The following is a 25062-nucleotide window of genomic DNA, read 5'->3' on the forward strand; positions in this document are numbered from 1 at the left end:
CTTTCCTTCCTCCGCCTACCGGGTTAGCTGACGGGTTCGGAGCAGGAAGGTCTCCTACGCGCGTATACCGGTCGTGGACTCCGTGAGCTCCACGTCGGCATTCGCGAGATTCACCCCAGGGTGGTGGTTCCCCGGTTCCCTTGCGGGATTCGGCGTGTGCGCGCGGAGCCGTCGCTGGTGACGGCTGGGACGACCGCGCTGCGTTATCGAACGTTAATAGACCTGCCAGTCACTTTCCAAGCCGTTCGCCTTGATCATTACAGTTCTCCCCCGGGGACTTACCGGTCACCATGCCTGCAAACCGGGCGAGTTGACGGACGTACAGGAGTCACTCGCGGCTTTGATGGTGACTCAATCGTCATCGCACGGCGCCCGTCCGGTCACCGTCGGTGACGAACCCCGGGGGGCACGGAACCGATGTGCATCGCACCCCGCGGATGGCGTACAGTAGAGACACAACGACGCGGGGTGGAGCAGCTCGGTAGCTCGCTGGGCTCATAACCCAGAGGTCGCAGGTTCAAATCCTGTCCCCGCTACTGAAGACTCAGGGCCGGAATCCATTGGATTCCGGCCCTGAGTGCTGTCAGGCGAGCAGATGCCCGTTCGGCGCCTTGGCGAGGGCCTCCAGCTCCGGGAGCACGACGACCCGGGCGCCCGCGCCGGTCAGGACGCCCGTGCCGTCGGCCGCCGCGACGAACGTGTCGGGCTCGCGCCACGCCGTGACCACCCGGCGCACCCCGGCCCGCAGGATCAGCTCGGCACAGGGGGCGGGCCGGGAGGCGCGGCGGGCGCAGGGTTCGAGGCTGCTGTAGACCGTGGCGCCGGGCAGGCGCGGGTCGGCCGGGTCGGTCTTCGCCAGGGCCGCCTCCTCCGCGTGGACCACCGGGTCGGCGCCTTCGCGGGAGTGGCCGCGGGCCAGCTCCGTACCGTCGGCGGCGACCACCACCGCACCGACGCTGAACGCCGTCCGGGAGGGCGGGCAGAGCGCGGCGAGTTCGCAGGCGGTGCGCAGCCAGTGGCGGTCGGCGGGGGTGGGGACCGGGCCGGTGCCGGGGGCCGTGGGCTCGTAGCGCATGAGGACGACGTCCTCGATGCGGCGCGTGTCGGTCAGGCGCAGGCGTCCGCCCTGGTAGGCGCCGGGGCCGAACAGGCGTGGGGCCGCGGGGTCGCCGACGAGGAGCGGGGCGAGGACCAGCTGGAGTTCGTCGGCGAGGTCCTGCTGGAGCAGCTGGGTGTGGACCTGCCCGCCGCCCTCGACCATCAGGCGGCCGACGCCCCGCACGTCGTGCAGATGTTCCAGCAGGGCCCGCCAGTCCAGGGCGGGGCCGAGCGTCACGACGTCGGCGGTGCCGCCGAGGAGGCGGGTGGCCCGGCCGGCGCCGGCGTCGGTGGTGTAGACGACCTTGTCGCCGCCGGTGTGCCAGAAGTGGGCGCCGGGGTCGAGGTCCCCGGATGCGGTGACGGTCACCTTCAGCGGGTACGCCGGCCGGCCCGCGGCCACCCGCGCCGCGCGCCGCTCGGCCGAGTTGACCAGCAGGCGCGGATTGTCGGCGCGGATCGTGCCGGCGCCGATCAGGATGGCGTCGACGGAGGCCCGTACCGCGTCGACCCGGTCGAAGTCGGCCGGGCCGGACAGCAGGAGCCGCTCCGGGCCGGTGTCGTCCAGGTAGCCGTCGAGGGAGACGGCGGCGGACAGCAGTACGTACGGCAGGGGCATCGGCGTACTCCCTCGCGGCAGGCCCGGTGGACCGGCCGAAGTCTTGGTTCAAATTTGGAACAAACCTACACTGGCGGCATGACGACCCGCTGGCTCACTCCGCAGGAGCAGCGCGCCTGGCGCGCCTACCTCGCCGCGTCCCGGCTGCTGGAGGACGCGATCGACCGGCAGCTCCAGCAGGAGGGAGGCATGCCGCATCTGTTCTACTCGGTGCTGGCCAACCTCTCCGAGGCTCCCGGCCGGCGGCTGCGCATGACCGATCTCGCCGAGACGCTGAAGATCACCCGGAGCAGGCTGACGTACGTGGTGACCCGGCTGGAACGGGACGGCCTGGTGCGCCGGGAGACCTGCGGTCAGGACCGGCGCAGCTCGCTCGCGGTGCTCACGGACGAGGGGACGGCCGTGCTGGAACGTACGGCGCCCGGCCACGTCGGGACCGTGCGCACCACACTGTTCGATCGTTTGACCCCGGAGCAGGTGGGACAGCTCGAGGAGATCTGCGCGGGGATCGCGCGCGGCCTCCAGGGGGAGGACGGCGGCGGCGGGGCCGCGACGGAGGACGTGCCGTGGCGCCGACGGTCGTCGCCCTGTTCCGACTGACGCCCCGCGCTCATTGCTCTGAAACAGGTGCGAATCGCGGACCACGTGAACCACGACCACGCGGACCACGAACCACGTGGTCCGGAACCATGTGGGCCGTGACCATGTAGGCCGTGACCATGTGGACCGTGGACTGAACCCGGAGACCCCACGCATGCCCGACATCCCCGCCGCCACCCCGCGCGCACGCGTCCGGGTACCGCTGCGCTTCGCCGACGGCTACGGCGCCGACGCCGAACTCGTCACCTTCCACGGTCTCGCCGACGGTCAGGAGCACATCGCCGTCGTCCTCGGCGACCCCGGGCCGGTCCCACTGGTGCGCCTGCACTCCGAGTGCCTCACCGGCGACGTCTTCGGCTCGGCCCGCTGCGACTGCGGCGCCCAGCTGCGCGAGGCGGTCGAACGCATCGCCGGCCACGGCGGCATCCTGCTCTACCTCCGCCAGGAGGGCCGCGGCATCGGCCTCTACAACAAGCTCGACGCCTACGCCCTCCAGGACCAGGGCCTCGACACCTACGAGGCGAACGCCGCCCTCGGCCTCCCCGAGGACGCCCGGGACTACACGGCCGCCGCGCAGATGCTCACCGCCCTCGGCGTCAGCGAACTGGACCTGCTGTCCAACAACCCCGACAAGGCCGGACAGTTGCGCTCCCTGGGCGTAGCCGTACGGGACCGGGTGCCGACCGGCGTCTTCCCCACGGCCCACAACGTCCGCTACCTCCGCGCGAAGGTCCTCCACACCCAGCACACCCTGCCGCTGGCCGAGCTGCCGGAACTGACGGGGCTGATCACGGGGTAGCACGCACCCGGCGTCCGAGGGGCACCAGAGCCCGGGAAGAGACGCGGCGCCCGGGTCGGCCGAAGCCGACCCGGGCGCCGCGTGGCAGGTCAGAGGGGGTGTCCCCTCACCCGCGCCGGTAGGCCCTGTGGGACTCGAACCCACAACCAATGGATTAAAAGTCCACTGCTCTGCCAATTGAGCTAAGGGCCCAGGCGATGTTGCCTGTCCGAGCATAGCCGGAGGAGGCCGTGTCTCCGATCGGGTATCGGGGACACGGCCGTGTCGGAGGGGCGGGAGTGCGGGGGAACGTTACTTTTCGGCCGGGATGGGCGTGCGGGCGGAGGTGGCGGCGGGGGTCAGGAACCAGTGGCGGGCCGAGGCCAGCCACCAGGTGGCGGCGAAGCCGAGGACGGCCAGGACGGCGACCGGGGCGTAGTTGAAGGTCTTCCAGGTGACCGGGGAGACCTGCGGGAGCATGAAGAGGACCGTGATCGCCACCACCCAGCTCACCGAGACGATCCCCACGGGGCGTGACCATCTGCCCAGTTGCCAGGGCCCGGGGGTGAAGGCGGTGCCCTTGCGGACGCGGAGGAAGGTCGGGATGACGTACGCGATGTACAGGCCGATGACCGCGATCGACGTCACCGCCGCGTACGCGGTCGTGTTGATGAGGTAGGGCAGGCCGAGGGCCAGGGCGCCGAGCGCGGCCAGCCAGACCGCCGCCACGGGGGTGCGGGTGCGCGGGCTGACCGTGTGCCACACGCGGGAGAAGGGCAGTGCGCCGTCCCGCGAAAAGGCGTAGATCATGCGGCTGTTGGCGGTGACGGACGCCATGCCGCAGAAGAGCTGGGCGCCGACGACGACCAGCAGCAGGAGTTTGCCGGCCGTGGCACCGAGGGCGTCCAGGAGGATCTGGGCGGGCGGGGCGCCCGTGGGGGAGGCCAGCTCCTTGTCGTACGACTGGATGGCGAAGGTGAAGCCGAGAAGGAGGACGAAGCCGGCGATCCAGGAGGTCCAGATCGAGCGGACGATGCCCCGGGGGCCGGCCGTGGCCGCGTCGTGGGTCTCCTCGGTCATGTGGGCGGAGGCGTCGTAGCCGGTGAAGGTGTACTGGGCCATCAGGAGGCCCAGCAGGACCACGTACGGGCCGCTGCTCCAGCCCGTCCGGTTGACGAACTCGGTGAAGACGAACGCCGGTGACCGGTGGTGGTCGGGGACGAACGCGAGCGCGGTGACGATCAGTGCCACCCCGCACACGTGCCACCACACGCTCACGCTGTTCAGGAACGCGACGATCCGCACGCCGAAGGTGTTCAGCAGGCCGTGCAGGACGAGGATCGCCGCGAACAGCGCCACCGTGCGGCCCGGCGTCACCCGGAAGCCGAACTGGAGGTTCAGGTAGGCGCCGAGGAAGGAGGCCGCGCCGAAGTCGACGCCCGCGGTCACCGCCACCTGTCCCAGCACGTTGAACCAGCCGGTGAACCACGCCCAGGCCGCCGCCGAGCGCGGGGGCGCCAGGCGGTGGGCCCAGAAGTACAGGCCCGCCGACGTCGGGTACGCCGAGCAGATCTCGGCCATCGCCAGGCCCACGGACAGCGTCATCAGGCCGACCACCACCCAGCCCCAGGTGATCACGGCGGGGCCGCCGGTGGTCATGCCGAAGAGGTAGAGGGTCAGGCAGCCGGAGAGGACGGAGATGATCGTGAAGGAGACGGCGTAGTTCGAGAACGCCGACATCCGGCGGGCGAGGACCTGGGTGTAACCCAGCTGGGCCAGCCGTTCCTCGTCGGACAGGCCGGGCCGGCCGGACGCCGTCCGCGGTTCGCCCGCGCTGTCGCCCGCTCTCGCGTCTGCTGTCATGCCCCCAGCAATTCCCTGTGCGAGGACGTGACATGCGTCATGAGGCGGTCGGCGGGTGGTGTGCGTCGCGCCGCCGCCCGCCACCCGATCGCTCCGGGAACGCCGGAAGGGCCCGCACGACCGAAGTCGTACGGGCCCTTCCTCGCTCACTCGCTCACTGGATGTCAGCCGTTGCGCTTCCAGCGCGGCTTGTCCTCGCGGCGGCCGAAGGAGCCGGTGCCGCGGTGGTCGTCACGACGGCCGTTGGGACGCTCGTGGCCACCGGAGCGGAAGCCCGGGCGGTCGTCGCGACGGTCGCGGTTGAACGGCCGGTCGCTGCCCCGGTGTCCGGTGCGTTCGTCCCGGCGGAAGCCACCGCGGTCGTCACGGCGCTCGAAGCCCCGCTCGCCGCGGTCACGGTCGAACGGACGGCGCTCGTCACGGCGCTCGAACGTACGGCCGCCCCGGTCGTCACGGCGCTCGAAGCCACGGCCACCACGGTCGTCGCGGCGGTCGTCACGGCGGTCGTCGCGACGCTCGAACGTGCGGCCGCCCCGGTCGTCACGGCGCTCGAAGCCACGGCCACCACGGTCACCGCGGTCGTCCCGACGCTCGAACGTACGGCCGCCCCGGTCGTCACGGCGCTCGAAGCCACGGCCACCACGGTCACCGCGGTCGTCCCGACGCTCGAAGCCACGGCTGCCACGGTCGTCACGGCGGTCGTCACGGCGCTCGAAGCCCCGCTCGCCACGGTCACGGTCGAAGGTGCGGCGCTCCCGGCGCTCGTACGGCGCCGCGGCGGCCGGACGCTCCTCGCGCTCGGTCTCCCGCTCCGCCGGCTCCGCGGCCACGGCCAGCTCCTGCGCCGCCGTCGCCTGTGCCTCGGCCACCGCGGTCTCCGGGTCCTCGCCGCGCTCGCGGGCGGCCCGGACGACCAGCCGGTCGGCCTCCTCGCGCAGCTCGGTCGCGCGGCGCTGGGCGCGCTCCAGCTCCTTGGTGAGCTGGGCGACCTCCCGCTCGGCCTGCTGGGCGGCGTTGGCCGCGGACTCGGCCTGGACCTCGGTCATGGAGCGGGCGCCGGTGATCTCGGCGACCTCCGGGTCGAAGGCGCCGGCGCCCTGGATGATGTGGCGCGCGGCGTCGACGCCGGCGTCCTCCATGAGGCGGAAGATCTGGCGCCGCTGGTGCGGCAGGGACAGGGAGACGACCGTGCCGGTGCGGCCCGCGCGGGCGGTGCGGCCGGCGCGGTGCAGGTAGTCCTTGTGGTCGCCGGCCGGGTCCACGTTCAGGACCAGGTCGATGCCGTCGACGTGGATACCGCGGGCGGCGACGTCGGTGGCGACGAGGACGTGGACGTAACCGTCCTTGAAGTCGGCCAGGGTGCGGGTACGCGCGCCCTGGGTCATGCCGCCGTGCAGCGCGTCGGCCTTCACACCGGACTCGCGCAGCTGCTCGGCGACCCGGTCGGCGCCCAGCTGGGTGCGGACGAAGATGATCGTGCGGCCCTTGCGGGAGGCGATCGCGGCGGTGACCGGCGCCTTGTCCTTGGGCTTCACGATCAGGATGTGGTGCGACATGGTCGTCACCGCGCCCTGGGCCGCGTCCACCTCGTGCAGGACGGGCTCGTTCAGGTAGCGGTCGACGAGGGTCTTGATCTCGTTCTCCATGGTGGCGGAGAAGAGCATCCGCTGGCCGCCGGCCGGGACCTGGTCGAGCAGCTCGGTGACCTCGGGCAGGAAGCCCAGGTCGGACATCTGGTCGGCCTCGTCCAGGACCGTGATCTGCACGTCGTCCAGGGAGCAGGCGCCGCGGTTGATGATGTCGCGCAGCCGGCCCGGGGTGGCGACGAGGACGTCGACGCCGCGCTCCAGGGCGTAGATCTGGTTGCCCATCGAGGTGCCGCCGCAGACGACCTTCATCTTCAGGCCGAGGACGTCGCCGTACGGCTGGAGGGCGTCGGCGACCTGCATGGCCAGCTCACGGGTGGGCGTGAGGATGACGGCGCGCGGCTTGTGCTTCTGGGTGCGTCCACCGGCCAGCGTGGCCAGGGTCGGCAGACCGAAGGAGAGGGTCTTGCCGGAGCCGGTGCGGCCACGGCCGAGGATGTCCTTGCCGGCCAGGGCGTCCGGGATGGTCGCGGCCTGGATCGGGAACGGGGTGGTGACGCCGTTCTGTGCGAGCTTGCGCACGATGCCCTCGGGGAGACCGAGGTCGGTAAAGGTGGTCTGGGGGGTGTCAGCGGCCTCGGAGGCCTCGGTGACCTCGGTCGTCACGTCGACGAGTTCGTTCTCGTTCTCGTTCTCGGACACGACGATCTGGTCAGTACTGGACACGGACATGCGAATGCGAAACCTTCCGGAGTCTCTTCGGCACGCGCCCGTCAACTCCGTGATTCGCTCACGACCGCCTCAATGCGGTCCGCCACGGTAAGGGAGAGTACGCGCCACACGGCGCTCTCTGTGATGGCGCCGGGCAAATGGGATCAAACGATCTACTACCATACGCACCCACTGCCCCCGAAGGCAAACCGAGGCGCATAAGACCAGGTCACATCATGCCGCGACGCCCGCCGCGGGCGCCGGCTCGCGCTGCACCAGCTGCGGTTCCGTCTCCTCGTGCGCCGAGGACGACGGCTCGGCCGGCGGCGGCTCCGAGACCGGCGGAGGCGGCGTGGAGGCGGGCGGCTCGGGCGGCGCGGAGCTGGCCGGCGGTGTCGGCGGCACCGTGCTCGGCACCGGTTCCCCGGGGTCGGCGCTCTTCCCCGGCTTCGCCGGGACGGCGGAGGCGCTGCCCGCCCCGGTCGGGCCGGCCGACCCCGACGGCGAGCCGCGCCGCTTCGCCTTGCCGCCACGCCCGTGCCTGCCGTCCGCCACCGGTTCCTCGTGGTGCGGGCCGCCCGCGCCGCCCACCGGACCACCACCGGGCGCGTCGCCGCCGTGCCGTCCCGAGGAGTGGGCGGGCCGGGCCCGGCCCGCGTCGTCACCCACGTTCACACAGCCCGCGGCGGCGGTGACGGCCAGCACCGCGACGACGAGACGGGCGGGTACGTTCAAGGGGCGCACGGCGGCCACCTCCGGGGGCGGAAGAAGAAGTCAACCTCCTCAACTCCCGCCGCCCGCAAGAGGACACGCGTCCCGCGCTCATCACCCCTCAGCCGTAACCGAGGGCGTGCAGCCGGGCGTCGTCGATGCCGAAGTGGTGGGCGATCTCGTGCACCACCGTGACCTCGGTCTCCGCGACGACGTCCTCGCGGCTCTCGCACATCCTGAGCGTGGGCCCCCGGTAAATGGTGATGCGGTCCGGCAGCACACCGGCGTACCACTCGCCCCGGTCGGTCAGCGGGGTGCCCTCGTACAGCCCGAGCAGCCCGGGGTCACCGGCGGGCGGCTCGTCCTCCACGAACACGGCCACGTTGTCCATGAGCCGCGTCAGCTCCGCCGGGATCCGGTCGAGCGCCTCGGCCACCAGTTCCTCGAACTCCTCGCGCGTCATCTCCAGCACACCGTCATTGTCCGGTACCCGGCGCCCGTACGTGAGTTCCGGACCACCGCATATCCGCGTCGGCACCTGGGCATACGGGACCAATGGCCCGCGTCCCCCTCGCAGCCCTGCGCACCATGCCGAACCGGACCTCGAACCGCACCCGCCCCGCCCGCCCGCTCCCCTCCCTCGAACCCGCCGCCCGGCCCCGCCCCTGGCTGCGTGTCCTCGGACTGACCGGAGTCGTCCTGATCGGCGCCTGGCTGGGCCTGCTGGTCGTCGGCGACGTCCGGGCCCCGGTCGGTCCGATGGACACGACCATGGCGCTGCGCCCCTCCCTCGCCGGCGGCACGAAGATCAACGTGTCGCCGCTGGGTGCGCTCACCCTGGACAGCCATGTGGCACCGGTCCGCCTGGACGTCAACGTCGACCAGCTGGACCCGCTGCGCTCCCAGGCCCTGGTCGACCACCCGGAGCGGCTCTCCGGGCTGCAGGACGAGGTGGCCCGGGACGTCGAGCACGGCACGCTCGACCTGGCCGTGCGCTCCTGTGTCGCCGTCGTCTCCGGGGCCACGGCCCTCGGACTCGCCGTCTACCGCCGACCGCGTCCGGCCCTGGCCGCGGGCGGCCTCGCGCTGGTCCTGCTGGCCGCGTCGGGCGCGTCGGCCTACGCCACCTGGAACCCGAAGTCGGTGCTGGAGCCGCGGTTCTCCGGGCTGCTCAGCTCGGCGCCGTCCGTGGTCGGCAACGCCCGCAGCATCGTCACGGAGTTCGACGTCTACCAGAAGGAGCTGGCCCGCCTGGTGACGAACGTGACGCAGCTCTACGACGTCACGTCCACGCTCCCCGCCTACCGCCCGGACCCCTCCACCATCCGGGTCCTGCACGTGTCGGACATCCACCTCAACCCGGCGAGCTGGAAGATCATCGCCTCGCTGGTGAACCAGTACAAGGTGGACGTGATCGTCGACTCGGGCGACACGATGGACCACGGCACGGCGGCGGAGAACGGCTTCCTGGACCCGGTCCGGGACCTGGGCGTGCCGTACGTGTGGGTGCGCGGCAACCACGACTCCCGGGCCACCCAGCAGTACCTGGAGCGCATGCGGAACGTGCACGTCCTGGACGACGGCCGGGCGGAGACGGTCGCGGGCCTGCGGTTCGCGGGCGTCGGTGATCCGCAGTTCACCCCCGACCGCTCGGCGCTGCCCGGCCGGGACGCGTCCGAGGAACTGGCGGGCGACCGGCTGGCCAGCGCCCTGCGCGACCAGCGGACGGCCGGCACCCCGGCGGACGTGGCCGTCGCGCACGAGCCGTCCGCCGCCCGGGAGACGGACGGCGAGGTGCCGTTGGTGCTCTGCGGTCACCTGCACCACGAGGGGACGCAGATGCTGCCGTACGGCACCCGGCTGCGCATGGAGGGCTCCACGGGCGGCAGCGGGCTGCGTGCGGTGGAACACGGGGATCCCGCGCCGATCGAGGCCTCGATCCTGTACTTCGACCGGGACAGCCGCAGACTCCAGGCCTGGGACGCGATCAGGCTCGGGGGCCTGGGGCTGACGACGGCGGAGGTCAGCCGCCACCTGGCGGACGAGAACCGGCCGGACGCCGGCGATGCCTCACACGCGCCCTCACCGGCCGGTTCCGCCACCTCGCCGTAAACCGTTTTGGCGATACCCCTCGCCATCCCATATGCTTCTCACGTCCCCGACGCGCTGAGAAGCGCCCAGGCGGGCCGATAGCCCTCATCGTCTAGCGGCCTAGGACGCCGCCCTTTCAAGGCGGTAGCACGGGTTCGAATCCCGTTGGGGGCACGCTTTACCGTGTGCGACACTGTTGCACACGCGCTTGGTCCTGTGGAGCAGTTTGGAGTGCTCGCCACCCTGTCAAGGTGGAGGCCGCGGGTTCAAATCCCGTCAGGACCGCTGGTGTTTCACGTGAAACACCGTGGCTGGGTAGCTCAGTTGGTACGAGCGTCCGCCTGAAAAGCGGAAGGTCGCCGGTTCGACCCCGGCCCCAGCCACAAGAACGAGGACCCCCTCCCGACACAGTCGGGAGGGGGTCCTCGTCGTTTCCGGAGTGACCACGCCGTCTTCCCGCACTCCGGCAGGCAGTCGCTTCGCGGGCGCCGGCGCGGAGGGAGTACCTCGACATCCGGTGACCTTGGCACGACGCTCGCCCGGCGCTACGTTCAGGCGGAGCGAGCGTGGGGCGCACGGGGCGGGGGAGACATGGGCCGGAACGGGACCGGAGTCATCGGGGACGCAGACCTGGAGAAGATCCGGGCCCGGTACGGGCTGCTGGCGGTCGTCATCAGCAATCTGGCGATCGCCGCGGTAGCGATCTTCGGCGTGTGGCAGCTCGACGGCGACAAGGCGGTGATCGTCGGTGTCCTCACGGCCGCCTTCACCGCCGTCAGCGGTATGACCACCGCCTACCTGGGCATCAAGGCCGTCTCCAACACCGCGCGGTCCATCGCCCTCGGGAACATCTCCTCCCCCAGGCACACCGAGGTGGCCCCACCGCCGGCCCCGGCCGCGCAGCGCACCCCCTAAGCCGCGTGCGCCGGGCCGGTCGGACGGCCGCCCGGGTGCCGGTGCCGCCAGATCAGGAAGATCGCGCAGGAGACGACCGCCCAGCCCGCCAGCACCAGGAACGGGAACGCGTGCTGGTGGCCCCGGAAGTACACCGCGGTGTGCTGGGCGTTCACCGAGGCGCCGGGCGGCAGCCAGCGGCCGATCGCGCCGAGCGGTGACGGGAGCAGCGGCCAGGAGACGGCACCGCCGGACGACGGGTTGCCCAACAACACCATCAGTCCCCAGGTCGGCAGCATCGCCCAGCGCCCGACGAGGGTGTTGAACATGGTGAACACCATGCCCGTGGTGAACATCGTCAGGGCGAGGATCCCCCAGGACTCCAGGAACGGCAGCTTCACCGCGCCCAGCAGCCAGTCCACGACCGCGGCGATCACGAACCCGCCGAGCAGCGCGTAGGCCACGGTGAAACCGACCCGCTCCAGCGGGTTCAGGGCCCGCGCGTGCACGCTGAGCTGGATGGAGCCGACGAAGCCGGTGATCACGGCGGCCAGGGAGATGTAGAAGATCGCCAGCCCTCGCGGGTCGCCCCGCTGCGACGGCTTCAGGTCGTGGACCGTCACGGTGGTGCCCGTGGCCTTGCCCACCATCACCGCGGTCTCCCCGAGCACCTCGGCGACCGACGCCCCGGACGCCCCCGACACGTCCAGCGTGATCGACCGGCCGTCGGCGGACGCCTCGACCACCGCGAACTCCTTCTGCTCGTCCACCGCCCGCACCGCGGCGTCCCGGCTGCCGTACGGGTGCATCCTCAGTGAGGCGCCCAGGGCCTGTTCCATGCCGTCGAGGAACCGCCGGGCAGCGGGCCGGCCGTAGGCGCCGGTCACCGCCGTGGGGATGTTGTGGGGGGTCGGGTCGGCCATGGCGTACGTGTAGGAACCGGCGAAGAGACCGGCGGCGGCAGCGATGATCAACAACAGGACAGCGGCCGGCAGGAAGGGCGACTCCCGGAACGCCGCCCACCGTTCCGCGCGGGTAGGGGGGCGGCCGTGGCTTCCGTGGGGGGAATCGGGCATATCGACCACGCTAGGTCATGTCCCGTCCTCCCGCCGCGCCGACGTCGACTGTTCACCGGGGCCGGTTGTCGGCAAGGCCGGGGCCCTGGGCAGGCTGTTCGCGCGGCCCGCCGTCCGCGCCCGAGTCAATTCGTTCGCGTGTTTTTCGAGCGAGGTGAGATCCTGGAGGCCGTATGTCTACGCATCCCGCACCCGCCCTCGGCACCCTCGCCCCTCGACTCTCCGAGCTGTCGCTGCGCGACGCACACCGGATCGGCAGGCGGCTGGAGGGCGCGCGCAAGATCCGCAAGCCGGAGGCCCGTGCCGCCGTTCTCGCCGAGATCGACACCGAGATCCGCCGCGCCGAGGACCGGATGGCCGAGCGACGCTCCCGCGTGCCCACCGTCACCTATCCGGAACAACTGCCCGTCAGCCAGAAGAAGGACGTGATCGCGGACGCCATCCGCGACCACCAGGTCGTCATCGTGGCCGGAGAGACCGGGTCCGGCAAGACGACCCAGATCCCCAAGATCTGTATGGAACTGGGCCGGGGCGTGCGCGGCATGATCGGGCACACACAGCCGCGGCGGATCGCCGCCCGGACCGTCGCCGAGCGGGTCGCGGACGAGCTGAAGTCGCCCCTGGGCGAGACCGTCGGCTGGAAGGTCCGCTTCACCGACCAGGTGAACCCGGACGCCACCTTCGTCAAGCTGATGACGGACGGCATCCTGCTCGCCGAGATCCAGACCGACCGCGAGCTGCGCGCCTACGACACGATCATCATCGACGAGGCCCACGAGCGGTCCCTCAACATCGACTTCCTGCTGGGCTACCTGGCACAGCTGCTGCCCAAGCGTCCCGACCTGAAGGTCGTCATCACCTCGGCGACCATCGATCCGGAGCGCTTCTCCCGGCACTTCGGCGACGCCCCGGTCATCGAGGTCAGCGGCCGGACGTACCCGGTGGAGGTGCGTTACCGGCCGCTCCTGGAGGACGACTCCGAGGACGCCGACCGGGACCAGATCACCGCGATCACCGACGCCGTCGAGGAACTGATGGCGGAGGGCAAGGGCGACATCCTCGTGTTCCTCTCCGGTGAACGGGAGATCCGGGACACCGCGGACGCACTGGAGAAGAAGAAGTACCGGTTCACCGAGGTACTGCCGCTGTACGCGCGGCTCTCGCACGCCGAACAGCACCGCGTGTTCCAGCCGCACACCGGACGCAGGATCGTCCTGGCGACGAACGTCGCGGAGACGTCCCTCACCGTGCCCGGCATCAAGTACGTCATCGATCCCGGCTTCGCCCGGATCAGCCGCTACAGCCACCGCACCAAGGTCCAGCGCCTGCCCATCGAAGCCATCTCCCAGGCCAGCGCCAACCAGCGCAAGGGCCGCTGCGGCCGTACGTCCGACGGCATCTGCATCCGGCTGTACTCCGAGGACGACTTCCTCGGCCGCCCGGAGTTCACCGACGCGGAGATCCTCCGTACGAACCTGGCGAGCGTCATCCTCCAGATGACCGCGGCCGGACTCGGCGACATCGAGAAGTTCCCCTTCATCGACCCGCCGGACCACCGCAACATCCGTGACGGCGTGCAGCTGCTTCAGGAGCTGGGTGCGCTGGACCCGGCCGAGAAGGACGCCCGCAAGCGGCTCACGGACACCGGCCGCAAGCTGGCCCAGCTGCCCGTCGACCCCCGCCTGGCCCGGATGGTCCTGGAGGCCGACAAGAACGGCTGTGTCCGTGAGGTCATGGTCATCGCGGCCGCGCTGTCCATCCAGGACCCGCGCGAACGCCCGGCCGACAAGCAGGCACAGGCCGACCAGCAGCACGCCCGGTTCAAGGACGAGACCAGTGACTTCCTCGCCTATCTGAACCTGTGGCGGTACGTCCGCGAGCAGCAGAAGGAGCGCGGGTCGTCGTCCTTCCGGCGGATGTGCAAGCAGGAGTACCTGAACTTCCTGCGCATCCGCGAATGGCAGGACATCTACAGCCAGCTGCGCACGGTCGCCAAGCAGATGGGCATCCACCCCAACGAGGACGACGCCCCCGGTGACCGCGTCCACCTCTCCCTCCTCGCCGGCCTCCTGTCCCACATCGGGATGAAGGACGTGAAGGACGGCAACAAGAACGAGTACCTGGGAGCCCGCAGCGCCAAGTTCGCGATCTTCCCCGGTTCGGCGCTGTTCCGGAAGCAGCCCAAGTTCGTGATGTCGGCCGAGCTGGTGGAGACGAGCCGCCTCTGGGCGCGGGTCAACGCCAAGATCGAACCCGAGTGGGTCGAGCCGCTCGCGGGGCACCTGCTGAAGCGGACGTACAGCGAACCGCACTGGGAGAAGGACCAGGCGGCCGTCATGGCGTACGAGAAGGTGACGCTGTACGGCGTCCCCATCGTCGCCCAGCGGAAGGTGAACTACGGTCGCATCGACCCCGAGGTCTCCCGCGAACTCTTCATCCGGAACGCGCTGGTGGAGGGCGACTGGCGCACGCACCACAAGTTCTTCGCCGACAACCGCCGGCTGCTCAGCGAGGTCGAGGAACTGGAGCACCGCGCCCGGCGCCGGGACATCGTCGTGGACGACGAGACGCTGTTCGACTTCTACGACGAGCGGGTGCCCCAGCACGTCGTGTCCGGCGCCCACTTCGACTCCTGGTGGAAACGGAAGCGGCAGGAGCAGCCGGACTTCCTCGACTTCGAGCGGGAGATGCTGATCCGGGAGTCGGCGGAGGCGGTCACCAAGGCCGACTATCCGGACACCTGGCGGCAGGGGCAGCTCACCTTCCGCGTGACGTACCAGTTCGAGCCGGGCGCGGACGCCGACGGCGTGACCGTGCACGTCCCGCTCCAGGTCCTCAACCAGGTCACCGGCGAGGGGTTCGACTGGCAGATCCCGGGCCTGCGCGAGGAGGTGGTGACGGAGCTGATCCGCTCGCTGCCGAAGCGGGTCCGCCGCCACTACGTGCCGGCGCCGAACTACGCGAAGGCGTTCCTGGAGAGGGCGGTGCCCCTCCAGGAGCCGCTGACGGTGACCATGGCCCGCGAGCTGAAGCGCATGGTCGGCGTTCCCTTCGAGGCGGACGACTTCGACTGGGCCAAGGTCCCCGATCACCTCAGGATCACGTTCCGGATCGTCGACGAACGGCGCCGGAAGCTGGCCGAGGACAAGGACCTGGAGTCGCTGAAGCTCCAGTTGAAGCCGAAGGCGAGGAAGGCGCTGTCCCAGGCCGCCGCCGCGACCGCCTCCCGCGAGGGCGGGGAGTCCCTGGAGCGCACGGGTCTGACCGACTGGACGATCGGCACGCTCACCCGGGTCTTCGAGACCCGCCGGGCCGGACAGCCGGTCAAGGCGTACCCGGCGCTGGTGGACGACGGTGACACCGTGTCGGTCCGCCTCTTCGACACCGAGGCCGAACAGATGGAGGCCATGTGGAAGGGCACTCGCCGCCTGATCCTCCGGAACATCCCGGTGAATCCGGCGAAGTTCGCATCGGACCGGCTGACGAACCAGCAGAAGCTGGCGCTGTCCGCGAATCCGCACGGTTCCGTGCAGGCCCTGTTCGACGACTGCGCGACGGCCGCGGCGGACAAGCTCGTCGCGGACTTCGGCGGACCGGCGTGGGACGAGGAGTCGTACCGCAAGCTGTACGACAAGGTGCGCGCGGAGATCGTGGACACGACGGTCCGTACGGTCGCCCAGGTGCAGCAGGTCCTGGCCGCCTGGCAGGCCTGTGAACGCCGCCTGAAGGCCGTCTCCAGCCCGGCGCTGCTCGCCAGTCTCACGGACGTGCGCAAGCAGCTGGACGCCCTCGTGAAGCCCGGCTTCGTGACGTGGGCGGGCATACGCCGGCTGCCCGACCTGCTGCGCTACCTCGTGGCCGCCGACCGGCGACTCCAGCAGATGCCGACGAGCGTCCAGCGGGACACCACGCGCATGGAGAAGGTCCACGAGATGCAGGACGAGTACGCCTGGCTCCTGGAACAGCTCCCGAAGGGCCGCCCGGTGCCGTCCTCCGTCCTGGACATCCGCTGGATGCTGGAGGAACTACGGGTCAGCTACTTCGCCCACGCGCTGGGCACGGCGTACCCGATCTCCGACAAGCGGATCCTGAAGGCGATCGACGCCGCCGCGCCGTGACGTGGCCCGTACGGAGGGTGAGTTCGACCAGCACCCTCACCCTCCTGTACAGTCCTTCTCGCAGCGCAACGCAACAACAAGCGCCGCGAAACCTGGTCCTGTGGAGCAGCTTGGAGTGCTCGCCACCCTGTCAAGGTGGAGGCCGCGGGTTCAAATCCCGTCAGGACCGCAGAAGACTGAGGCCCGCGTCCCGCAAGGGACGCGGGCCTCAGTCGTATCCGCGTCAACACCCCCTCCCCGTCGAGGTGGAGGCCGCGTCCGCGGCGCAGCCGCGACCAGACCCGGCAGATCCCGTCAGGACCGCACAGAGGCCGAGGCCCGCACCCCGTATGGGATGCGGGCCTCGCTCGCGCCCCCGCCGACACCCCGCGCGTCAAGGGCGTGTGGTCTTGACGGCGTTGCTTTCCCTCGGTACCCAAGGAGCAGGGCTCCGTCCTCCTGTGCGGCCCCGGAGGTGGCGTATGGCGGCTTCGGTCAGGCATGAGACGCGGGCGCTCCTGAGGGCGCATCTGTCGGCCGCCTCGTCGTACGGGCATCTCACCCGCCACTGCGCCGTCTGTCACCGCCTGCTGCGGCTGGCGATGGACACCGGCCCCTCGAGCCAGGAGGACGAGGGTGAGGGCGGCCGGCAGGCCGTCGAGGACGAGGACCCCCGGTCCGCGTGACACCGGCCGGCCCCAACCCCCGTACAGGCGTGGGACTCTGGAACACGCGCTTCCATTAGCGCACGCACGCCGGGGGCAACAAGCGTCCCGGTGTGTGACGGGAGTCACCGCATGAGTTTTTGAAACGGCGGTATTTACCCCCTTCATACAGCGGGTCGATTTAATATGTGCAATTGCACCGACCCCAGGGGGCGTCCCCAGCCGTTCCGACACGCCTCCCCAGACTCCGACAGAGACGCGCACGGCGCCGCCCCCCGGCCCCGGTCCGCACACAAAAAAGATCGCGCCGGACTCGGCGGAGTCCAGCGCGATCGACGACGCACCCTGTACGGCTTGCCTGCAACGCTCTCTCAGGCTTGGGCGTGGGCCCTGTTGGGGCAGGTCCCGCGTCGCTTGTAGCTAGGGTTCGGGCGCCTCGGCCGATTGGGGGACCGACCGTCTTGCCCGGTTATGAAGTTGTTCAGGCCTCGCTGCGCTGCTGCGGGATGCCCGCGAGCAGAGCGCGGACCTCGGCCTCGCGGTAGCGGCGGTGCCCGCCGAGCGTACGGATGGAAGTGAGCTTGCCGGCCTTCGCCCACCGCGTGACCGTCTTGGGGTCGACACGGAACATGGTGGCGACCTCAGCCGGGGTCAGCAGCGGCTCGGCATCAGGGGTGCGAGCGGTCATGAGCGGCCTCCTCGGGAGAACCGAACCTTCTCGGTTCTTTCCTCTAAATTCTGCACCTTGACCCGCGTTGCCCGAAATGGCGGACGCGAGTCGAGTCGGTTATAGGACGAACGGCTTGTCCTCGGCACTACAACTACACCATCTGTCCAGCCGCGTCGGCCAAACCGATGGAATTGCCCTCCCAGGTGTTCATCAGCGACGGATGCCGATGGACCGTGCCATAGCGGACAGTCACGCCACTGTGACGATCAGTCACAGTGGCGATCGGAGGTCACCAGACCCCCCCGAAAACATACAAAGCGGAGAATCCGCCCAGGATCGAGCGTAGTTGGACGGAAGGAGCCCTCCCCGGACTCCTTGTCCTATTTTGGCATGAGGGGTGGCAGAAGGCGCAAGAGCCGGGTAAGTGCCGTCCATCACCCTTGGGGCGAAAGTCCATATCTGAACCAACGTCCTGTCAGATGGACCAAGTGCGTAGACCGTACGTCGTGCGCGGCGGTTTGGGCCGTGACCTACGTCACTCAGTTCGAATCGGGTGCCGCGCTCAGTTCGCGGAACGCCGGTCCCGTACCGCCCGCCAGCGCTCCACCAGCCGCCCGTACGCCTCCCCGGCCGCCATCCCGTCGCCCCGGCGCAGCGCCTCGATCCCGGCGGCCACGTCCGCCGCCGACCGGTCGCCCTCCAGCTCGCCGGCCGGCAGCACGTGCACCAGACCGCCGTAGTCCAGCTCGACCAGTGAGCGCGGGTGGAACTCCTCCAGCCAGCGGCCGACGTCCATCAGGCCGTCGATCAGGGGCCCCTCCTCGGCGGTGTCCCTGAGCGTGCGCAGCGCCCGCGCCACCCGGCGCCTGGCCTGCACCATCGGCGTGCGGTAGCGCAGCACGGGAGGCACCTCCGCGGTCCCCTTGTCGTACCGGCGCTCCTCGTCGGAGACCAGCACGAACCAGTTCAGCGGCACCTGCCAGGTCGCCGTCCGGATCCACGGGCGGGCGTCGGGGTTGCGGGCGAGCCAGCGCTCGTGGTCCTGGGCGGCCTGGTGGCGCACCAGCGGCGGCAGGACCGCGTCCAGCACCGTCGGCGGCAGTTCGCCGGGCAGCTCGTCCAGGGCCTGCCAGCCGCGCAGCCGGGTCCGCCACGGGCACACGCACACCACCCCGTCGACCTCCAGGACGAAGGCGTCCGCGCTCTCGTGCACGGGGACCGCGACCGGCGGGGTGGGCAGCAGGGCGGCCAGGGAGCGACGCAGTTCGTCCTGGTAGGAGGGGCGGTCGGGGCGGCGGGCGTAACGCTCCCAGTGGGCACGTTCCGCGTCGGGGAAGGCACCCAGCGGCTCGTACACACGCAGGTACGTGGCATAGGGGACGACCACCGAGTACTCCTTGGCCACGCCTGCTCCCTCCCCAGCGGGTCCGGCTCGAAACACTGCGCATCGTGCCATGGCGATGCGTGCGCGCAGGACTCGGGAGAGTGATCCTGAACACTGCGCGGATGGTGCTCGGGCGGAGGCTCTACGCTCATGCCAAGGCACCCCGCCACCCGTACGGGGTCCGACCCCACTCGCCGCTCTTTACACAGGAGTCACCACAGTGACCGACGTAACCGGCGCGTCTGCTGATGTCCTGCACACCCTGTTCCACTCGGACCAGGGCGGCCATGAGCAGGTCGTGCTCTGCCAGGACCGCGCCAGCGGCCTCAAGGCCGTGATCGCCATCCACAACACCGCCCTGGGCCCCGCGCTCGGCGGCACGCGCTTCTACCCGTACGCGACCGAGGCCGAGGCCGTCGCCGACGCTCTCAACCTCGCGCGCGGCATGTCGTACAAGAACGCCATGGCCGGTCTCGGTCACGGTGGCGGCAAGGCCGTGATCATCGGTGACCCGGAGCGCGACAAGAGCGAGGAGCTGCTCCTCGCCTACGGCCGCATGGTCGCCTCCCTCGGCGGGCGCTACGTCACCGCGTGCGACGTCGGCACGTACGTCGCCGACATGGACGTGGTGGCCCGCGAGTGCCGCTGGACCACCGGACGCTCCCCCGAGAACGGCGGGGCCGGCGACTCCTCCGTGCTCACCGCCTTCGGTGTCTACCAGGGCATGCGCGCCTCCGCCCAGCACCTGTGGGGCGACCCGTCGCTGCGGGGCCGGAAGGTCGGCGTCGCCGGCGTCGGCAAGGTCGGCCACCACCTGGTCAGGCACCTGCGGGACGAGGGTGCCGAGGTCGTGGTCACGGACGTGCGCGCGGACGTCGTCCAGCGGATCCTCGAGCAGCACCCCGAGGGCGTGACGGCCGTCGCCGACACCGAGGCCCTGATCCGGACCGAGAGCCTGGACTTCTACGCCCCTTGCGCTCTCGGCGGGGCCCTGAACGACGACTCCATGGCCGTGCTCACCGCCCGCGTGGTCTGCGGGGCCGCCAACAACCAGCTCGCCCACCCCGGGGTGGAGAAGGACCTCGCCGACCGCGGGATCCTCTACGCGCCGGACTACGTGGTGAACGCCGGCGGGGTCATCCAGGTCGCCGACGAGCTGCACGGGTTCGACTTCGACCGGTGCAAGGCGAAGGCGGCGAAGATCTTCGACACCACGCTGGCCATATTCGCTCGTGCGAAGGAAGACGGGATTCCGCCGGCCGCCGCGGCCGACCGGATCGCCGAGCAGCGCATGGCCGAGGCCCGCGCGGGCCGCATCGCACACTGAGGCGATCGCACGCATGGGCGGTACCCGTCGGCGGCAACGTGGAGACAACTCTCACTTCCACCGGCGGGTCGTTCCTCCAGAACTGGTTAAAATCACCACTGACCAGCGAGGACAGGGCGCCTCGAAGGTTCTGGGGACCCACGCGTGCCGCGGGCGACGTACCGTATGGGCGCGGGCTCAGGTACCGTGGAAGCCCTACGGACCGGACTTTCCGCGGAGAGTCCGTTCCAGACCATGAACGCGTGTCAGACTCTGGGGCCGTCGAGCCCCGTCGTTGAGGGGGTCGAGCCATGGGGCGCGGCCGGGCCAAGGCCAAACAGGCGAAGGTTGCCCGTCAGCTGAAGTACAACAGCGGCGGGACTGACCTCTCACGCCTGGCCGAGGAGCTGGGCGCATCGACGTCGAACCAGTCGCGGAACGGCGACCGTTTCACGGACGATGAGCAGGACGACGACCTGTATGCACGGTACGCCGACCTCTATGAGGACGACGACGAGGACGAGGACGACGAGTCCTCTCAACGTCGTCGCGGCGCTTGACCTTGCACTGACCAGTCCGGTCGGTGGCTCAGCCACCGACCGGATTTGGTGCTGTCCGCACGATCAGGCGGCGTAGTCCCCGACCAGCTCCGCGCCGGTCGTCTTCGTGTCCCGCTCGGTGATCTCGCCGGCCACCCACGCCTCGACGCCGCGGTCGGCCAGGGTCGCCAGGGCCACCTCGGTGGACTCCTGCGGGACGATCGCCATCATGCCGACACCCATGTTCAGCGTCTTCTCCAGCTCCAGGCGCTCGACGTTGCCGGCCGTGCCGACCAGGCCGAAGATCGCGCCCGGGGTCCAGGTGGAGCGGTCGACCACGGCGTGCAGGCCGTCCGGGATCACCCGGGCCAGGTTGGCGGCGAGACCGCCGCCGGTGATGTGGCTGAAGGCGTGCACATCGGTGGTGCGGGTGAGCGCCAGGCAGTCCAGCGAGTAGATCTTCGTGGGCTCCAGCAGCTCCTCGCCGAGACTCCGGCCCAGCTCCGCGACCTCCGTCTCCAGGGCCATCCCGGCGCGTTCCAGCAGGACGTGCCGGACCAGGGAGTACCCGTTCGAGTGAAGCCCGGAGGACGCCATGGCGATCACGGCGTCACCCGTGCGGATGCGATCCGCGCCGAGCAGCCGGTCGGCCTCCACGACGCCCGTACCGGCGCCGGCGACGTCGAAGTCGTCCTCGCCCAGCAGACCCGGGTGTTCGGCCGTCTCGCCGCCCACCAGGGCGCAGCCGGCCAGTACACAGCCCTCCGCGATGCCCTTGACGATCGCGGCGACCCGCTCGGGGTGGACCTTGCCGACGCAGATGTAGTCGGTCATGAACAGCGGCTCGGCGCCGCACACCACGATGTCGTCCATGACCATGGCGACCAGGTCGTGGCCGATGGTGTCGTAGACGCCCATGCGGCGCGCGATGTCGACCTTCGTGCCCACGCCGTCCGTGGCCGAGGCCAGCAGCGGGCGCTCGTAGCGCTTGAGGGCGGAGGCGTCGAAGAGCCCGGCGAAGCCGCCGAGGCCGCCCAGCACCTCGGGGCGCCGGGTCTTCTTCACCCACTCCTTCATCAGTTCCACCGCGCGGTCGCCCGCCTCGATGTCGACGCCGGCGCTCGCGTAGCTGGCGCCGTCCGCGGCGGACGGGGCGGCATGCGGGGCATGCTGATGAAAACCAGCAGAAGACATGACCTTGAGAACTTTCCTGTCGGACTGCGTGAACAGCGGGGATTACGGGCGGCGGATCGCGTCGGTCGCGGCCGTGGCGGCCGGGCCCGCGGCCAGCTCCGTCTCCAGCAGCTGCTTGCCGAGCAGCTCCGGGTCCGGCAGGTCCATCGGGTACTCGCCGTCGAAGCAGGCGCGGCACAGGTTCGGCTTGGCGATCGTGGTCGCCTCGATCATGCCGTCGATGGAGATGTAGGCCAGGGAGTCGGCGCCCAGGCTGGTGCCGATCTCCTCGATGGTCATGCCGTTGGCGATCAGCTCCGCTCGCGTGGCGAAGTCGATGCCGAAGAAGCAGGGCCACTTCACGGGCGGGGAGGAGATCCGGATGTGGACCTCGGCGGCGCCCGCCTCGCGGAGCATGCGGACCAGGGCCCGCTGGGTGTTGCCGCGCACGATCGAGTCGTCGACGACGACCAGGCGCTTGCCCTTGATGACTTCCTTCAGCGGGTTCAGCTTCAGGCGGATGCCCAGCTGCCGGATGGTCTGGGAGGGCTGGATGAACGTACGGCCGACGTAGGCGTTCTTCACCAGGCCCGCGCCGAAGGGGATGCCGGAGGCCTCCGCGTAGCCGATGGCGGCCGGGGTGCCGGACTCCGGGGTCGCTATGACCAGGTCGGCCTCGGCGGGCGCTTCCTCGGCCAGTCGGCGGCCCATCTCCACCCGGGAGAGGTACACGTTCCGGCCTGCGATGTCGGTGTCCGGGCGGGCCAGGTACACGTACTCGAAGACACAGCCCTTGGGCTTCGCTTCCGCGAATCGCGAGCTGCGCAGGCCGTTCTCGTCGATGGCGACGAACTCACCCGGTTCGATCTCGCGCACATAGCTGGCGCCGCAGATGTCGAGGGCGGCGGACTCGGAGGCGACCACCCAGCCGCGCTCCAGACGGCCGAGGACCAGCGGACGGATGCCCTGCGGGTCACGGCCGGCGTAGAGGGTGTGCTCGTCCATGAAGACGAGGGAGAACGCGCCCTTGACCTGCGGGAGGACCGCGTGGGCGGCCTCCTCGATGGTCAGCGGCTTGCCGTCCTCGTCGACCTGGGCGGCCAGCAGGGCCGTCAGCAGGTCGGTGTCGTTGGTGGCCGCGACCCGGGCGGAGCGGCTGTTGTTGTCGTTGGGCAGCGCGGCGACCAGCTCGGCGAGCTGTGCCGTGTTGACCAGGTTGCCGTTGTGCCCGAGCGCGATCGAGCCGTGCGCGGTGGCACGGAACGTCGGCTGGGCGTTCTCCCACACGGAGGCACCGGTGGTCGAGTAGCGGGCGTGTCCGACCGCGATGTGGCCCTGGAGCGAGCCGAGAGAGGTCTCGTCGAAGACCTGGGAGACCAGGCCCATGTCCTTGAAGACGAGGATCTGGGAGCCGTTGCTGACCGCGATTCCCGCGGATTCCTGACCCCGGTGCTGGAGGGCGTAGAGCCCGAAGTACGTGAGCTTTGCGACCTCTTCACCCGGAGCCCAGACACCGAAGACGCCGCAAGCGTCCTGGGGGCCTTTTTCGCCGGGAAGCAGATCGTGATTGAGTCGACCGTCACCACGTGGCACGCCATCGAGTGTAGGCGAGATCGACCACTGGTCCGAATTGGGGATCGTGGCCCTTGCCGAGAACACGGACGCGATCACTTTGGTTGTTTCCGCGTTGTTGCAGGTCACAGCGGTGCGTCAGGGGCGGTCGGGGGCGTGTGCCGCGCCAGGGAGACCTGCCGCAAGGCTTTTCACCGGGTGCGTGAGTGAGGTGTCGCACATCAGGCGGGGGCGTGGCGGCTGAGGTGGACGCGGTCGCCGTCACCGTCGGTGAGCGTCGCCCTCGCCCCGTCGGACCGCGCGGTGAGCGTGCCGGTGGTGAGGGCGCGGGCGAGGGCGCGTTCGAAGTCCATCCGGGCCGGGGCGCAGGCCATCCGGGTCGTGCGCAGGTCGCCGATGGTGATCCGGTCACCGTGCACGGTGGCCCGGGCGCTGAAGCGGTTGCAGCCCAGGTTGCCGGCCGCCCTGCCGTCCTCGTCGATGCGGAGGCGGGCGGTGGCGGGCGCGTGCCGGGTCGTGCCGCCGACGGTGACGCCGTCGACCCGCCAGTCGATCCCGGTCACCGGCTGCTGCGCGCTCACCGCTCCACTGTCCCCCGCCGCGCTGCCGCAGGCCACCGTGAGCGGGAGGAGTACGGCGGCCACCGCCAGGGACATGCGCTGCTTGTACCGGTTCATACGGATTCGACGGGCGGGCGGCTCGACCGGTTCCACGGCGGGGGCCACGGCGGGCCGGCGAGGCGGGGCCACGGCAGGACCCGCGAGCGGGGCTACGACATGACCGGCAGGAGTCCCCCGATGTCCGCCCGCTCCCCGCTCGCGCCGACCTTCGCCCCGGCCAGCGCGTCGGCCCAGGACAAGCGCCCGGTGGCCAGCCGGATCCAGGTCAGCGGGTCGGTCTCCACGACGTTGGGCGGGGTGCCGCGGGTGTGCCGGGGCCCCTCGACGCACTGCACGACGGCGTACGGCGGCACCCGCACCTCGGTGGAGCCACCGGGCGCCTTCACGGCGAGGGCGTCGGCGAGCAGCCGGGTGGCGGCGGCCAGGGCCTGCCGGTCGTACGGCACCTCCAGGCCCGGGACGGCGGCGTTGAGGTCGTCGGTGTGGACGACGAGTTCGACGGTGCGGGTGACGAGGTAGTCGTCCAGCGGCATGGCCCCCGCGTTGGTCCCGAGGAGCCGGCTGCCGGGATGCGCGGCGAGCAGGGCGCGCAGGCCTGCCTCGACGTCGCTGAGGTAGGCGTCGAGATCGGGGTGGTCCGCGGCGAGGCTCCGGGTGAAGTCGGCGATCGCCGCGGACTTGGCGGCGGTGGCGAAGGGCCACTCGACCACCTGGACGTCCTGCCTGGGCGGGGCCGGCCGGTCCAGGGCACGGTGCACGGCCGTGACCGCCATGCCGAAGTGCGCGATCAGGTCCCGTACGGTCCAGTCGCCGAGCCGGGTGGGCAGCGCGAGCTGCCCGGGTCCGAGACCGCGGACGGCCTCCCGTACGTTGCCGAACTGGGCGAAGACCGCGGCGCGGGTCTTGGCGGGGTCATAGCTGCGGGCGCGCTTCCTGGCCGGTGGCATGGAAGCGACCCTAAGCCCGTGGGCACCGGGACTGAAGACAGCGGCCGGACATCGGGAAGGTC

Annotated in this window: 20 protein-coding genes, 6 tRNA genes and 1 riboswitch; of the genes, 13 read left to right on the plus strand and 13 right to left on the minus strand. The window is 70.7% G+C overall.

Annotated elements, in window-relative coordinates:
* Window positions 1-165: riboswitch (cyclic di-AMP (ydaO/yuaA leader) on the minus strand.
* 297 nt (window positions 166-462) lie between these two features.
* A tRNA-Met gene (locus tag ACF1BE_RS04090) sits at window positions 463-536 on the plus strand.
* Between the two features lie 47 nt (window positions 537-583).
* Here ACF1BE_RS04090 and ACF1BE_RS04095 read toward each other — a convergent pair.
* The gene (locus ACF1BE_RS04095; protein WP_392197427.1) at window positions 584-1717 is read right to left on the minus strand and encodes a dihydrofolate reductase family protein; all 1134 of its coding nucleotides are present in this window, start codon (window positions 1715-1717) and stop codon (window positions 584-586) included.
* A 78-nt stretch (window positions 1718-1795) separates the two neighbouring features.
* Here ACF1BE_RS04095 and ACF1BE_RS04100 point away from each other — a divergent pair, with 78 nt between their 5' ends.
* Together ACF1BE_RS04100 and ribA are read left to right on the plus strand one after the other, a co-directional pair.
* Window positions 1796-2317, plus strand: coding sequence for a MarR family winged helix-turn-helix transcriptional regulator (locus tag ACF1BE_RS04100; RefSeq protein ID WP_392197428.1), 522 nt, complete (start codon window positions 1796-1798; stop codon window positions 2315-2317).
* Between the two features lie 154 nt (window positions 2318-2471).
* On the plus strand, window positions 2472-3116 hold the full coding sequence (ribA, locus tag ACF1BE_RS04105) for a GTP cyclohydrolase II (RefSeq protein WP_392197429.1): 645 nt from the start codon (window positions 2472-2474) through the stop codon (window positions 3114-3116).
* Window positions 3117-3235: 119 nt separating this feature from the next.
* On the opposite strand, the gene ACF1BE_RS04110 is transcribed toward ribA, so the two are convergent.
* From ACF1BE_RS04110 to ACF1BE_RS04130, 5 genes are all read right to left on the minus strand, one after another.
* Window positions 3236-3308 (minus strand) — tRNA-Lys (locus ACF1BE_RS04110).
* Window positions 3309-3407: 99 nt separating this feature from the next.
* Window positions 3408-4958, minus strand: a complete 1551-nt coding sequence (locus ACF1BE_RS04115) for an amino acid permease (protein WP_392197430.1) — start codon at window positions 4956-4958, stop codon at window positions 3408-3410.
* A gap of 164 nt (window positions 4959-5122) precedes the next feature.
* Window positions 5123-7276, minus strand: coding sequence for a DEAD/DEAH box helicase (locus ACF1BE_RS04120; RefSeq protein ID WP_392197431.1), 2154 nt, complete (start codon window positions 7274-7276; stop codon window positions 5123-5125).
* A gap of 213 nt (window positions 7277-7489) precedes the next feature.
* On the minus strand, window positions 7490-7999 hold the full coding sequence (locus ACF1BE_RS04125) for a hypothetical protein (RefSeq protein ID WP_392197432.1): 510 nt from the start codon (window positions 7997-7999) through the stop codon (window positions 7490-7492).
* Between the two features lie 88 nt (window positions 8000-8087).
* The gene (locus ACF1BE_RS04130) at window positions 8088-8438 is read right to left on the minus strand and encodes a metallopeptidase family protein (protein WP_392197433.1); all 351 of its coding nucleotides are present in this window, start codon (window positions 8436-8438) and stop codon (window positions 8088-8090) included.
* An 83-nt stretch (window positions 8439-8521) separates the two neighbouring features.
* Between ACF1BE_RS04130 and ACF1BE_RS04135 the strand changes: the two genes are divergently transcribed.
* The 5 genes from ACF1BE_RS04135 to ACF1BE_RS04155 all read left to right on the plus strand — a co-directional run bounded on the left by ACF1BE_RS04135 (window position 8522) and on the right by ACF1BE_RS04155 (window position 10972).
* On the plus strand, window positions 8522-10078 hold the full coding sequence (locus ACF1BE_RS04135) for a metallophosphoesterase (protein ID WP_392197434.1): 1557 nt from the start codon (window positions 8522-8524) through the stop codon (window positions 10076-10078).
* Window positions 10079-10158: 80 nt separating this feature from the next.
* Window positions 10159-10231: transfer RNA gene (locus ACF1BE_RS04140), tRNA-Glu, on the plus strand.
* A 36-nt stretch (window positions 10232-10267) separates the two neighbouring features.
* Window positions 10268-10342, plus strand: a tRNA-Asp gene (locus tag ACF1BE_RS04145).
* A 24-nt stretch (window positions 10343-10366) separates the two neighbouring features.
* Window positions 10367-10440, plus strand: a tRNA-Phe gene (locus ACF1BE_RS04150).
* A gap of 208 nt (window positions 10441-10648) precedes the next feature.
* Window positions 10649-10972: a hypothetical protein gene (locus tag ACF1BE_RS04155; RefSeq protein WP_392197435.1), complete on the plus strand. Its 324-nt coding sequence runs from the start codon at window positions 10649-10651 to the stop codon at window positions 10970-10972.
* Here ACF1BE_RS04155 and ACF1BE_RS04160 read toward each other — a convergent pair.
* Window positions 10969-12027 (minus strand): ABC transporter permease, encoded by a 1059-nt coding sequence (locus tag ACF1BE_RS04160; RefSeq protein ID WP_392197436.1) that lies wholly within the window; start codon window positions 12025-12027, stop codon window positions 10969-10971. The genes ACF1BE_RS04155 and ACF1BE_RS04160 overlap by 4 nt on opposite strands.
* A 173-nt stretch (window positions 12028-12200) precedes the next feature.
* On the opposite strand from ACF1BE_RS04160, the gene hrpA reads away from it, so the two are divergent.
* The 3 genes from hrpA (at window position 12201) to ACF1BE_RS04175 (ending at window position 16810) form a co-directional block, all read left to right on the plus strand.
* Window positions 12201-16145 (plus strand): ATP-dependent RNA helicase HrpA, encoded by a 3945-nt coding sequence (hrpA, locus tag ACF1BE_RS04165; protein WP_392197437.1) that lies wholly within the window; start codon window positions 12201-12203, stop codon window positions 16143-16145.
* A 94-nt stretch (window positions 16146-16239) separates the two neighbouring features.
* Window positions 16240-16314: transfer RNA gene (locus ACF1BE_RS04170), tRNA-Asp, on the plus strand.
* A 292-nt stretch (window positions 16315-16606) separates the two neighbouring features.
* On the plus strand, window positions 16607-16810 hold the full coding sequence (locus tag ACF1BE_RS04175) for a DUF6274 family protein (protein ID WP_392197438.1): 204 nt from the start codon (window positions 16607-16609) through the stop codon (window positions 16808-16810).
* A 460-nt stretch (window positions 16811-17270) separates the two neighbouring features.
* Here ACF1BE_RS04175 and bldC read toward each other — a convergent pair whose 3' ends face one another.
* Entirely contained in the window at window positions 17271-17477 is a 207-nt protein-coding gene (gene bldC / locus ACF1BE_RS04180; protein WP_003949541.1) for a developmental transcriptional regulator BldC, read from the minus strand.
* A gap of 544 nt (window positions 17478-18021) precedes the next feature.
* Window positions 18022-18864 (minus strand): hypothetical protein, encoded by an 843-nt coding sequence (locus ACF1BE_RS04185; protein ID WP_392197439.1) that lies wholly within the window; start codon window positions 18862-18864, stop codon window positions 18022-18024.
* 199 nt (window positions 18865-19063) lie between these two features.
* Between ACF1BE_RS04185 and ACF1BE_RS04190 the strand changes: the two genes are divergently transcribed.
* Together ACF1BE_RS04190 and ACF1BE_RS04195 are read left to right on the plus strand one after the other, a co-directional pair.
* Window positions 19064-20170 (plus strand): Leu/Phe/Val dehydrogenase, encoded by a 1107-nt coding sequence (locus ACF1BE_RS04190; RefSeq protein WP_392197440.1) that lies wholly within the window; start codon window positions 19064-19066, stop codon window positions 20168-20170.
* A gap of 290 nt (window positions 20171-20460) precedes the next feature.
* Window positions 20461-20709 (plus strand): DUF3073 domain-containing protein, encoded by a 249-nt coding sequence (locus ACF1BE_RS04195; RefSeq protein WP_392197441.1) that lies wholly within the window; start codon window positions 20461-20463, stop codon window positions 20707-20709.
* Window positions 20710-20772: 63 nt separating this feature from the next.
* On the opposite strand, the gene purM is transcribed toward ACF1BE_RS04195, so the two are convergent.
* From purM to ACF1BE_RS04215, 4 genes are all read right to left on the minus strand, one after another.
* A complete protein-coding gene (gene purM / locus ACF1BE_RS04200) occupies window positions 20773-21882 on the minus strand; it encodes a phosphoribosylformylglycinamidine cyclo-ligase (protein WP_392197442.1) in 1110 nt (369 codons plus the stop codon).
* Between the two features lie 42 nt (window positions 21883-21924).
* Window positions 21925-23454 carry an amidophosphoribosyltransferase gene (gene purF, locus ACF1BE_RS04205; protein ID WP_392197443.1) on the minus strand — a complete coding sequence of 510 codons (1530 nt, stop codon included), beginning with the start codon at window positions 23452-23454 and terminating at the stop codon, window positions 21925-21927.
* A gap of 200 nt (window positions 23455-23654) precedes the next feature.
* A complete protein-coding gene (locus ACF1BE_RS04210) occupies window positions 23655-24110 on the minus strand; it encodes an META domain-containing protein (protein WP_392197444.1) in 456 nt (151 codons plus the stop codon).
* Window positions 24111-24202: 92 nt separating this feature from the next.
* Window positions 24203-25000, minus strand: a complete 798-nt coding sequence (locus ACF1BE_RS04215) for a sterol carrier family protein (protein WP_392197445.1) — start codon at window positions 24998-25000, stop codon at window positions 24203-24205.
* Window positions 25001-25062: the final 62 nt, after the last annotated feature.

The sequence above is a fragment of the Streptomyces sp. NPDC014991 genome, from assembly GCF_043080665.1.
In the GTDB taxonomy this organism is placed as follows: domain Bacteria; phylum Actinomycetota; class Actinomycetes; order Streptomycetales; family Streptomycetaceae; genus Streptomyces.

Excerpts from the sequence above, each read along its gene's own strand:
- ACF1BE_RS04095 (WP_392197427.1), bottom strand. The coding sequence starts at position 1,717 with ATGCCCCTGCCGTACGTACTGCTGTCCGCCGCCGTCTCCCTCGACGGC.
- ACF1BE_RS04100 (WP_392197428.1), top strand. The coding sequence starts at position 1,796 with ATGACGACCCGCTGGCTCACTCCGCAGGAGCAGCGCGCCTGGCGCGCC.
- ribA (WP_392197429.1), top strand. The coding sequence starts at position 2,472 with ATGCCCGACATCCCCGCCGCCACCCCGCGCGCACGCGTCCGGGTACCG.
- ACF1BE_RS04115 (WP_392197430.1), bottom strand. The coding sequence starts at position 4,958 with ATGACAGCAGACGCGAGAGCGGGCGACAGCGCGGGCGAACCGCGGACG.
- ACF1BE_RS04120 (WP_392197431.1), bottom strand. The coding sequence starts at position 7,276 with ATGTCCGTGTCCAGTACTGACCAGATCGTCGTGTCCGAGAACGAGAAC.
- ACF1BE_RS04135 (WP_392197434.1), top strand. The coding sequence starts at position 8,522 with ATGGCCCGCGTCCCCCTCGCAGCCCTGCGCACCATGCCGAACCGGACC.
- ACF1BE_RS04155 (WP_392197435.1), top strand. The coding sequence starts at position 10,649 with ATGGGCCGGAACGGGACCGGAGTCATCGGGGACGCAGACCTGGAGAAG.
- ACF1BE_RS04160 (WP_392197436.1), bottom strand. The coding sequence starts at position 12,027 with ATGCCCGATTCCCCCCACGGAAGCCACGGCCGCCCCCCTACCCGCGCG.
- hrpA (WP_392197437.1), top strand. The coding sequence starts at position 12,201 with ATGTCTACGCATCCCGCACCCGCCCTCGGCACCCTCGCCCCTCGACTC.
- ACF1BE_RS04175 (WP_392197438.1), top strand. The coding sequence starts at position 16,607 with ATGGCGGCTTCGGTCAGGCATGAGACGCGGGCGCTCCTGAGGGCGCAT.
- bldC (WP_003949541.1), bottom strand. The coding sequence starts at position 17,477 with ATGACCGCTCGCACCCCTGATGCCGAGCCGCTGCTGACCCCGGCTGAG.
- ACF1BE_RS04195 (WP_392197441.1), top strand. The coding sequence starts at position 20,461 with ATGGGGCGCGGCCGGGCCAAGGCCAAACAGGCGAAGGTTGCCCGTCAG.
- purM (WP_392197442.1), bottom strand. The coding sequence starts at position 21,882 with ATGTCTTCTGCTGGTTTTCATCAGCATGCCCCGCATGCCGCCCCGTCC.
- ACF1BE_RS04210 (WP_392197444.1), bottom strand. The coding sequence starts at position 24,110 with ATGAACCGGTACAAGCAGCGCATGTCCCTGGCGGTGGCCGCCGTACTC.
- ACF1BE_RS04215 (WP_392197445.1), bottom strand. The coding sequence starts at position 25,000 with ATGCCACCGGCCAGGAAGCGCGCCCGCAGCTATGACCCCGCCAAGACC.